This is a genomic window from Treponema sp. J25 (assembly GCF_004343725.1).
Taxonomy (GTDB): domain Bacteria; phylum Spirochaetota; class Spirochaetia; order Treponematales; family Breznakiellaceae; genus J25.
Genome location: NZ_PTQW01000032.1, coordinates 64,447 through 73,286, shown reverse-complemented (window position 1 = coordinate 73,286; position 8,840 = coordinate 64,447). Strand labels below are relative to the sequence as shown.

The following is an 8,840-nucleotide window of genomic DNA, read 5'->3' as shown; positions in this document are numbered from 1 at the left end:
AGTTTCTAGGGCTCATTATATGTTTTAGGGTCCGCACCGGATAAAAACATTGGTGTAATGACTTCACAATCAAATACAAGTTCTTCTCTGTTTTTATAACGTTCAATATAAAATTCCATCTTCCCCTCACTCCTCCGTTACTTCGATATGGCCAAAGCCGAAGCTTGTGTTTTTGCCGGTGCCGATGCGGCCTGCCAGGTGCAGGGTTTCCCAGACCCAGCGGGGGGCGCTTCCACTTAGGGTAAGGCGTCCCACGTGGCCGCCCAGTTTCATCGGAGTTCCCTGGCGGCGGGAGAACCGCGGGTAATCCCGCCATGCCAGGTCCCGATGGGTTATTTTTACTTCTCCCTCCCACTTTTGGTTTTGTATTTCTTTTGCAAATTCTGTGCCATTCCCATAAAGAAAAAACAGCGTGTCCAGATGCCGGCTCGTGGCGGCTATCAGGTCCCGACCAGAAAAATCGCTGGTTAGGCGATTATTCACCTTAAAACGCAGGGGACTGTGACAGTAAATATGAAGCGTTCGGCTTTCCATCTCGTCGCCGTCCGGATAGCTATACCGCTCAGTGCTCAGACGGGACTGCACGAGCCGGTCCCCTTCAAGAATTGCCTCTCCCTTTACATTGTTCACGCTGATTTTGTAGGGGACCCGCTCCCGAAAAAGTCCCCCTTTCCCTCCTTCCCGTAATGCAAAGACCACGTGGGGCACATATTCCACCCCTCGACCAAATAGCTGAACCGTTAAGGGAAGTTCCCGTGCCTCCCTACCCGGTTCAGTGTGGGCAATGAGCCTAAAGGGATGACTTGCTCGATCGCGGCCCTCTAAAACCGGGGTATCCTTGTCGATAATACTCTCGAACAAAAACACATAGGCACAGGTGCGCCGGAAAACGCAGTCCTGACAGGGGGTCTGGTGGCTTACACAGTGCATTCGTTTAAGATGGTAGCCCAACACACTTCGGATAACAAAGGGTGGATAGGTATCTACTCTAACGGCTTTCTGAAAAGTGATAGTACAATTGAGTGAAAGGCTGGTAAGCTGATGGCCCATGATAGTTACTCCTATGATACTTCTGAGATTTAAAAATTGTCAATGTTTTTGTGTTTAATTTCTTATATTAGAAATGGTTAAATGACTTGATATTTCTATAATCTCTAATATCTCTAAAAACTCTATCCGCCATACTACTAACATCCTCTTATTTATACGAGAAGAAAAAACCACTTCCCTGTAGGAACTTTGGAACGGTAGTCCGGCTGTAGGCGACTCAAACACGGAAATTCAACCCGGCGTTCCTAAAATAGGGGTGCTTAAAAAAGTAACCTTTGTTCCGTCGTTATGGAACTTTTGTTACGCCACACATCCTTTTCCTTTAATCTCCGTATCTTTCATTTAACAGTTCCACCGCGTATATAAGGGCTTCCCGGGAAGTATCGGTGGGAATAATCTCAAAGCGGGCTCCGAAGTCGTTTCTATCCCGATAGGTGCCAACCAGTCGAAGCTGCCCTTCTATTTCTCGTACCGTAAAACCCCTCCCTTTAATGGACCGTTGTTGGTAATAAGGAAGGCTTTTTATGGTTACAATCCAGGGGACTTCTCTCCAAATCTTTTTCACATAGTCCTTAAAACCTTCGGGATAGTGGTCATCCGAAAAGTGGGGCACCTCTTTATTTTGAGCTGAAGCCAGTTCTGTTACTTCCCGTTGATGGTGTAATCGGTATCCAAGAAGGTATATTTGACCAATGGGGCTTAAGGCAAAAAGTCGTCTGTTCCCCACATCTGTTTCTTCCAGGAGGACCCGGAGTTTTTCATCCTCTTCGGTTAGATCTAGTTCTTCCGAATCTACCGTGACAATACCTTTTTCAAGATAGTGCAAAAGCCCCGCATAGGTTCCAAAAAGGCTGTAATCAAAAGAAACCGGCAAAGGGGGAAAATCGATAATCTGAGAAAACCGTTCATGTTTATACATGACCGGAATATTGAGCACCTGGCCGATAAGCAATCCAATGGCAATTTGGGCCTTGTAACCACCGGTGGCATCGATAAGCACCTTTTCGGGGCCACCTATCCGCTGAATGATAGTGCCAATTTCCCGGGCCAGGTTACGTAACCCATACACTTTAAAATCCTGAGGATGTTGGTCCTGTAATTTTTCGATTCGGTGATATTCTACGACACTAAAATGATGGGAAGAATGATTTTTAAAGTAATATTGAAGTACCTTTCCTGTTTCTTCTCCTGCCGGCGTATCCGAGACAAGAAAATGGATGGCCCTCAAAGGAAGTCCTTTTTGGGTAATAAGTTCGTGGATGGTATTAATTTCTGCACCACAGACCCGGCTATCTGGCGGAAGGCACGCTAATTCTCTTGCGAGGGCCCTCCAATTTTTTTCTTGATATGTCCTTTTAAGGTTCTCCCAATTCGGGGGATTGTCTCTTTCGAAGGGAAGCCGTTCCAGATTCCCAGAAAAAAGACTGGTTCCTACCGTACAAATGAGTACCTGTCGTTCCGGCATCTTATTCTCCTTCCCATTCGTTTTCGAAAAAACCGGCAAGCCGTTCCCGTAGGGCCTTGCGAAACGCATGACCAGTCATGCCCAAAAGTTTTGCCGCCGCTTCCCGGTTACCTCCGGTTCTGCGCAAAGCCGCCGCTACATAACTCCATTCCATTTGGAGCAGTCGGGCCCGCAGATCCAAGCCTTCCGGAGGCAGGATCTCCCCCGGCATATCACCAGACGCGCCGTGCATTCCATACTTACTCCAGGTGCCAGCTTGTAATTCTTCGGGCAATACATCCAGCTCGATGAGCTCCTTCTGGGATATGGAACAGGCGCTGTCTATCGTATTCCGCAATTCCCGGACATTTCCGGGCCACGAGTATTCAAGCAAACGGCTTTTTACTGCCTCAGAAAGCTCCTTATGTTCCCCATATTTACGGTTCCGTTCATCAAGGAAATAGTCAGCCAGAGGTAAAATATCTTCTTTGCGGTCCCGCAGAGGCGGAAGCCGAATGACAACAACCTTAAGGCGCTGGTACAAGTCCTTACGAAAACTGCCATCTTTTACCATGTGTTCTAAATCCCGGTGGGTTGCCGCGATAAGCCGGACATTAACCGTAACAGGTTCATCGGAGCCAACTGGATACAGGGTGTGTTCTTCCAACACCTTAAGGAGCTTAACCTGCAGTTCCAGCGGCAGGTCTCCGATTTCGTCAAGGAACAGGGTCCCCCCTTGAGCAGCCCGGATTTTGCCGCTTCGATTTTTATTGGCTCCGGTAAAGGCTCCCTGGACATGACCAAAAAGTTCGCTTTCTGCTAGATCCCGCGGAATAGCTGAACAATTTACTTCTACAAATGGCCCGCTTTTCCGGGGACTCGCATCATGTATCTGACGGGCTATTCTGGTTTTTCCTGTACCGGTCTCGCCTAAAAGCAGTACCGGGTCTTCATATCGGGCAATACGCAATGCCCGTTCTTCTGCTTCCCGATATTTGGGAGCATTACTCCCAGTGGTATTTGTATTCGCTCCTATATCAGCCTCATATACATTTGGAACCTTCCCTTCCACAATGAATGCAGGCCGCATAAAAGAAAAAGGTTCTATGTTTACTTGGCGGCTCTTATAGGCTCCACCGGAGAAGGCTGGCGGAATGCCCTGGTAAAGACGAGCCGGAAATTGTTGTGTCGCGGCAGCAAGAAAAAGGCAGGATTTCATCTGCGGGGTTCCGGAGTCCAGTAAAAAAAGCCATTCTACACTTATCCGTACTGGAAGATGTTCATGAACACGCTGTTGTATATCCGTAAGACTCATGAGCAACCGTTCCCAGATTATTCCGTAATCGACCACATCGGGAACATAAAAATCTACCGTTTCGAATTTGGTGACCAATCCTTCATCTTTAGCTTCTCTTATTAAATCTTGGGCTCGCTCATGGTAGGCAGCGCTGCTGCAAAGCATATAAACGATATCTACCGGATGCTGCAATAAAAAGGATAGAATAGGCCCCGGAGTTTCATCATCCTGTGGATAGGGATCCCGATTTCCTATAAAGGTCACCAGAACCGAGACTGTCTTTGCCATATCTTTCATAGTATCATGAGAATCCATGGCAGACAATCTGCATAAAACATGCCAATTACAGGTGCCACAGCAGCCACCATTCTTTTTATTTTAGACACCCCTATAAGATTAGTTTTCATAATGCTTCGTAACTTTTGTTCCGTAACTATGAAACTATCGTTACTGTTTTCCTGGCCCTTAGTGCTATGAAATACTGCTTTTTACGTACCCCGCCAGGGTCTTTCCACCAAAAAACACTTGGCATGATATTTGCATTAACACAAAAAAGAGGAATAAATATGAAACGAACATTTGTTATGATCGTGGCTATGCTGGTTTCCCTTTCTTCTATCCCGGCCCAAAGCCCACCACCCGATTCAGAATGGATAGATTATGAAGAAACGGACCCAATTACCGACGAATCAAAAGTATTCTTAATCCTTGAGGCAGATGGGCCAAAAAATTATTTTAAAACTAAAGAACGTTTGGTAATTCGAGCTACTTCTGAAACAATCGAGCTATTTATTATCTGGAATACCTTTTTGGGAAGTGATATAGAATATTTTAATCTTCGGGGTAAATATATTGATTTTAGAGTTGGAAATAATCCAGCCCAAAGAACATTCTGGTCTAATTCGACCGATGGGGAAGCAAGCTTTTACATAGGAGACATCTCTGAACTATTACAACAAATAGCAAAAGCCGATAGATTCGTAGTCCGCTGTACCCCTTCTTATCAAGATCCCATTACCCTTTTTTTTAACACCACAGGGCTGGAGTATTACCTTAGCAAATATAAGAGTTATTTCCCTTGGTATTCGAGCATAGAAGCTATTCAATAAAGCAAGGAGAATCTTGTGAAAAATCATTACTGCAGGATGAGCATTTTGTTATTACTGGTACTTTCTGTAATTTCATGCGCAACATACCATTTTGTACCCATTCAAAATGATCAGATTCAGGTTATTCAGGAAAGATCTGCTTACTACCCTGTTTATACCGACCAAAATATTGGTATGATCATCTATCCTGTCTATGTTGATGAGGATTTAATGATAAAAATTGCAATAAAAAATTATTCAGGAAAAACAATTTCATTTACAGATACCCATTTTTCTGTTTATGAAAGCGACGATAGGGTAAACTGGAAAAAACTTAAGGTTTATACATCGGAAGAATATTATAGAAAAGAAAAAGCAGAATATACCGCAGGGGCAGTGCTGCTTGCACTGGGAGCTGTAGCTAGTTCTATAGATGCCGGCAGAGGTTACACATCCACTACCGGAACCATATACGGCGGATCTCGATATGGTTCTGTTTCCGGTATCTACAGCAGCTCAACCAGTTATTATGACCCTACAGCAGCAGAACTGGCAAGACAAAGAAATTTCGAGGCAGTCTCCCAATACGCCCAAAGGGGAAAACAATGGCTCGATGTACTTGAAAAAAATCTTTTCTATAGTGTAGACCTTCAGCCCAATGCGGAATATTTCGGTCTTGTTTTTGCTGAAAAGGGCTATAGCAAATATTATAAAATAATCTGCACTACGCCGGGCATTCAAATAGTCAGCATCGAATACGAAAAAGTAGTAGATTAGAGCCCCCTTACGTTAGCACCAGTTTTAGCCTGCGGTCCAGGGTAAAGAGGCCCTCCGTGTTTCTCCGGTTCATTGGGGTTCATCTCGGAGGCCCATACCTGATTGGGCATCCAGATCGTCTTTCCCCTCAACAGGTACGGATACTTCGGATGCTTCCGGTCCGGCTTGGACAGCTGTTCCCCAGGGTACATAGTCCTCAGCCTGTCTTTCCCATGATCCTGCGGACCTGTTTCCTGCTTACCACGAGGTACGAAACCGCCAGGGCGACCTTCCGGTACCCGTAGAAGGGATGCTCCCGCAGTTCGTCCAGAATCGCGAGCAGTATGCCCAGCTCGGGATCCTCGGTTTCCTCCTCCTTCTTCGGCTTGTAGTAGTAGGCCGTCCGGCTGATCGATAGAAGCTCGCACTGTCTCCGAATCGAAAGCTCCGGATCATCCGGCTCTACAACTTGGGCTCGGTCCCGTACAGTTGCCTGTACTTTTTTTTAGAAACTCGTTCTCCACCTGGAGCTGACCGATCTGCCTGTACAGCTGGTCCTGTTTCCGCTCGGCCTCTTCCGCTGTCTTGTCCTTCCCTTCTTTATTCAAAGAGCTTGCCCGCGTTCTCGAGCAACTGTCTTTTCCAAAGGCTCACGAGGTTCGGATGAACCGCGAAGGCCTTCGCGATCTCCTGGATCGTTTTCTCACTCCGTACCGCATCCAAGGCTACTTTGGCCTTGAACTCTTTGTCGTAGTGCTTGCGCATGGCTGATTCTACGCCTCCTTCCTCCTGTCTCTCAAGGAGGCGATTCACACCTTAGTTCTTGCGCGTCCTTGGTCTTTCAACCTGGGCTCAGTATAACCAGACTCTTACGCGAGGTTGAGGACCTCCGCGAGGCGAATGAAATACTAAAAAAAGCGGTAGCCATCTTCTCGGTGAACGGAAAACAGAGATGAGTTTTCGGTTCATGGACGCCCACCGGAATCGTTGGTCGATTGGGAAGATGGCAAAGGTTCTTACCGTCAGCGCATCGGGGTACTACGCAGGGAACGGCCGCAAACCTTCCTGCACTGCGGGGCGGCATTTTGCGAAGCCTCGACGGCGGCACTTCCGATGCTGGTCAGGAGCATGTCGCGAAAGGGCAACTCTAGGACAATGCCTGTGCGGAATCCTTTTTCAAGACGTTGAAACGGGAAGTGGAAGAACTGGACGGATGGAAATCCCGCCGGAACGTCAAGTCGGCGGTGTTCGAATACATCGAGGTGTACTATAATCGGATCAGGCTGTATTCGCGGAACGGCTACAAAGCTCCCGCGATGGTTGCACGAAAAGAGGCTTAACTACCTCTCCACTATACCGGGGCAGGTCCACAATGATTGCCATCAAATAGACATGACCCGAAGGCAGCTTGATATAGGTCAGATCAGTTGCCCACACCTGATTCGGATATCGTATTTTATTGCCAGCAAGAAGATACGGATACTTTTTATGCTCCTGTCGGGCCTTTGACAGATTCCGACCTGGGAAAATCGCTTGTAATTTGGTCCGAACCATGATTCGCCTCACCTGCTTCTCGGTAACCGGTACATGCTTCGCACCTATTTCACGGGGAAATTTCCTGTTTTGTCTTGACATTGTACTATAACAATAGTACAATTGTCATAGATGAGTAGTTCAAATATACGCCATAAAATCGATTTTATCCTGGATCCCGCCTCGGGGGTGCCCTTTTATCGGCAGATTATCCAGCAGGTAGAACAGGCGATTCTGGCGGGTCGCCTGGTGCCGGGGGATAGGCTGCCTACCATTCGGTCCCTGGCCATTGAACTGCAGATAAATCCGAACACCATCGCCAAGGCCTACAACGAACTGGAACTCCGGGGCCTCGTGGTAACCCAGGTGGGGAGCGGCACCTACATTTCGGATAAAAAGATCGATATCGAAGAGGCGGAACGGCAAAAAAAGATAGAAGAATGCCTGGGGCGCTTTTTCCGGGAGATGGAAGCCCTGGGTGTAAAAAATAAGGAAGAACTCATTCAACTTATACAGGAGTTTAAGGAGGAATAGGATGGGACTAGAAAGCTGGTTTGGAAAGAAAGAAGCCCATAAAAGTTATATTAAAAACCCACCTAAGCGGGGAAATCCCCGGGATTTCACTGTTCAGACTATTGGGCTGGGGGTGGTACTGTTATTTTTGCTTACCCTAAGCGGCATTCGCTTTGTTCGGGGACTTCCCCTTGGCTGGGTGGATGTAGGAGCCCTGTTAGGAGCCCCCATAGGAACTTCTTTCATCATGAGCCTGTTCCCCCGCTGGAAGGTGGCAATCAAGGTGTTTCTTATTATTACTCTTCTTATACTTATCTGGGTGCTAAAAGACCCCCAGCTGGCGGTGCTCTGTGCCGCCTTTGGGGCCTTTGTGGCCCCCGCTTTTCAGCGGCTTGACGAATGGGAGCGGGCAATCGTTTTACGGCTCGGAAAGTTTTATCGTGTAAAGGGGCCAGGGGTGTTCTTACTCTTTCCTATCCTTGACCGGATAGCCTCGGTGGTAGATCTCCGTATCCGGGTGACCGATTTCTCGGCGGAGACCACCCTTACCCGGGATTCGGTTACCGTGACAGTAGATGCGATCTGTTTCTGGCTTGTCTGGGATCCTGAAAAGGCTATCTGCGAAGTAGAACACTACGAAGAGGCGGTCATCCTCTCGGCGAAAACGGCCCTTCGCAGCGCCATCAGCAGGCATGACCTGAGTACCTTCCTGGAACAGGGCGATGAAATTGAACGGCAAATCCGGGAAGAGGTGGATAAAAAGACCACCGATTGGGGAATAACCATTCAACATATTGAAATTACGGACATTCAAATTCCCCAGGAATTACAGGGGCCCTTGAGTCGCCTTGCCCAGGCGGAGCGGGAAAAGAAAGGGCGGGTGCTTCTTGCGGAGGCGGAAATCGAAATCGCAAAGCGCCTGCGGGATGCGGCGGAGATTTATGCCTCGAGCGATACGGCCCTGCGCCTGAAACATCTATCTATCTTGAATGAAGGGCTTAAGGCGGGAAATTCCATGATGCTGGTGCCCAATTCGATTACCGAGGAATTACAGGCCACCGATGTCTTTGGCCTTGAGGCCCTGCAGGAAATTCGTCAACAAAAGAAGAAGGACGCGGCAGGGGCTTCTGAACAGGAACCGAAAGGAAAGAACTAAGAG

At 47.6% G+C, this 8,840-nt stretch carries 8 protein-coding genes and 1 pseudogene; 5 read left to right on the top strand and 4 right to left on the bottom strand.

The window, feature by feature from the left end:
* Positions 1 to 126: 126 nt before the first annotated feature.
* The 3 genes from cas6 to C5O22_RS10110 all read right to left on the bottom strand — a co-directional run bounded on the left by cas6 (position 127) and on the right by C5O22_RS10110 (position 4,079).
* Positions 127 to 1,050, bottom strand: a complete 924-nt coding sequence (cas6, locus tag C5O22_RS10120; RefSeq protein ID WP_132781479.1) for a CRISPR system precrRNA processing endoribonuclease RAMP protein Cas6 — start codon at positions 1,048 to 1,050, stop codon at positions 127 to 129.
* A 322-nt stretch (positions 1,051 to 1,372) separates the two neighbouring features.
* A complete protein-coding gene (locus C5O22_RS10115) occupies positions 1,373 to 2,515 on the bottom strand; it encodes a putative CRISPR-associated protein (protein ID WP_165910490.1) in 1,143 nt (380 codons plus the stop codon).
* Between the two features lies 1 nt (position 2,516).
* Positions 2,517 to 4,079: a sigma 54-interacting transcriptional regulator gene (locus C5O22_RS10110; protein WP_165910489.1), complete on the bottom strand. Its 1,563-nt coding sequence runs from the start codon at positions 4,077 to 4,079 to the stop codon at positions 2,517 to 2,519.
* A 278-nt stretch (positions 4,080 to 4,357) separates the two neighbouring features.
* Here C5O22_RS10110 and C5O22_RS10105 point away from each other — a divergent pair, with 278 nt between their 5' ends.
* Together C5O22_RS10105 and C5O22_RS10100 are read left to right on the top strand one after the other, a co-directional pair.
* Complete coding sequence (locus tag C5O22_RS10105; RefSeq protein WP_132781473.1) at positions 4,358 to 4,900, top strand: hypothetical protein; 543 nt, start codon at positions 4,358 to 4,360, stop codon at positions 4,898 to 4,900.
* A gap of 15 nt (positions 4,901 to 4,915) precedes the next feature.
* Positions 4,916 to 5,656 carry a hypothetical protein gene (locus C5O22_RS10100; protein ID WP_132781471.1) on the top strand — a complete coding sequence of 247 codons (741 nt, stop codon included), beginning with the start codon at positions 4,916 to 4,918 and terminating at the stop codon, positions 5,654 to 5,656.
* Positions 5,657 to 6,235: 579 nt separating this feature from the next.
* Here C5O22_RS10100 and C5O22_RS10095 read toward each other — a convergent pair.
* Positions 6,236 to 6,400, bottom strand: a complete 165-nt coding sequence (locus C5O22_RS10095; protein ID WP_132781469.1) for a transposase — start codon at positions 6,398 to 6,400, stop codon at positions 6,236 to 6,238.
* 360 nt (positions 6,401 to 6,760) lie between these two features.
* On the opposite strand from C5O22_RS10095, the pseudogene C5O22_RS10090 reads away from it, so the two are divergent.
* The 3 genes and pseudogenes from C5O22_RS10090 to C5O22_RS10080 all read left to right on the top strand — a co-directional run.
* A pseudogene (locus tag C5O22_RS10090) lies at positions 6,761 to 6,975 on the top strand (IS3 family transposase); the annotation flags it as partial.
* A 325-nt stretch (positions 6,976 to 7,300) separates the two neighbouring features.
* Complete coding sequence (locus C5O22_RS10085; RefSeq protein ID WP_132781465.1) at positions 7,301 to 7,702, top strand: GntR family transcriptional regulator; 402 nt, start codon at positions 7,301 to 7,303, stop codon at positions 7,700 to 7,702.
* A gap of 1 nt (position 7,703) precedes the next feature.
* On the top strand, positions 7,704 to 8,837 hold the full coding sequence (locus tag C5O22_RS10080) for a slipin family protein (RefSeq protein WP_132781463.1): 1,134 nt from the start codon (positions 7,704 to 7,706) through the stop codon (positions 8,835 to 8,837).
* Positions 8,838 to 8,840: the final 3 nt, after the last annotated feature.

Excerpts from the sequence above, each read along its gene's own strand:
- cas6 (WP_132781479.1), bottom strand. The coding sequence starts at position 1,050 with ATGGGCCATCAGCTTACCAGCCTTTCACTCAATTGTACTATCACTTTT.
- C5O22_RS10115 (WP_165910490.1), bottom strand. The coding sequence starts at position 2,515 with ATGCCGGAACGACAGGTACTCATTTGTACGGTAGGAACCAGTCTTTTT.
- C5O22_RS10110 (WP_165910489.1), bottom strand. The coding sequence starts at position 4,079 with ATGGCAAAGACAGTCTCGGTTCTGGTGACCTTTATAGGAAATCGGGAT.
- C5O22_RS10105 (WP_132781473.1), top strand. The coding sequence starts at position 4,358 with ATGAAACGAACATTTGTTATGATCGTGGCTATGCTGGTTTCCCTTTCT.
- C5O22_RS10095 (WP_132781469.1), bottom strand. The coding sequence starts at position 6,400 with ATGCGCAAGCACTACGACAAAGAGTTCAAGGCCAAAGTAGCCTTGGAT.
- C5O22_RS10085 (WP_132781465.1), top strand. The coding sequence starts at position 7,301 with ATGAGTAGTTCAAATATACGCCATAAAATCGATTTTATCCTGGATCCC.
- C5O22_RS10080 (WP_132781463.1), top strand. The coding sequence starts at position 7,704 with ATGGGACTAGAAAGCTGGTTTGGAAAGAAAGAAGCCCATAAAAGTTAT.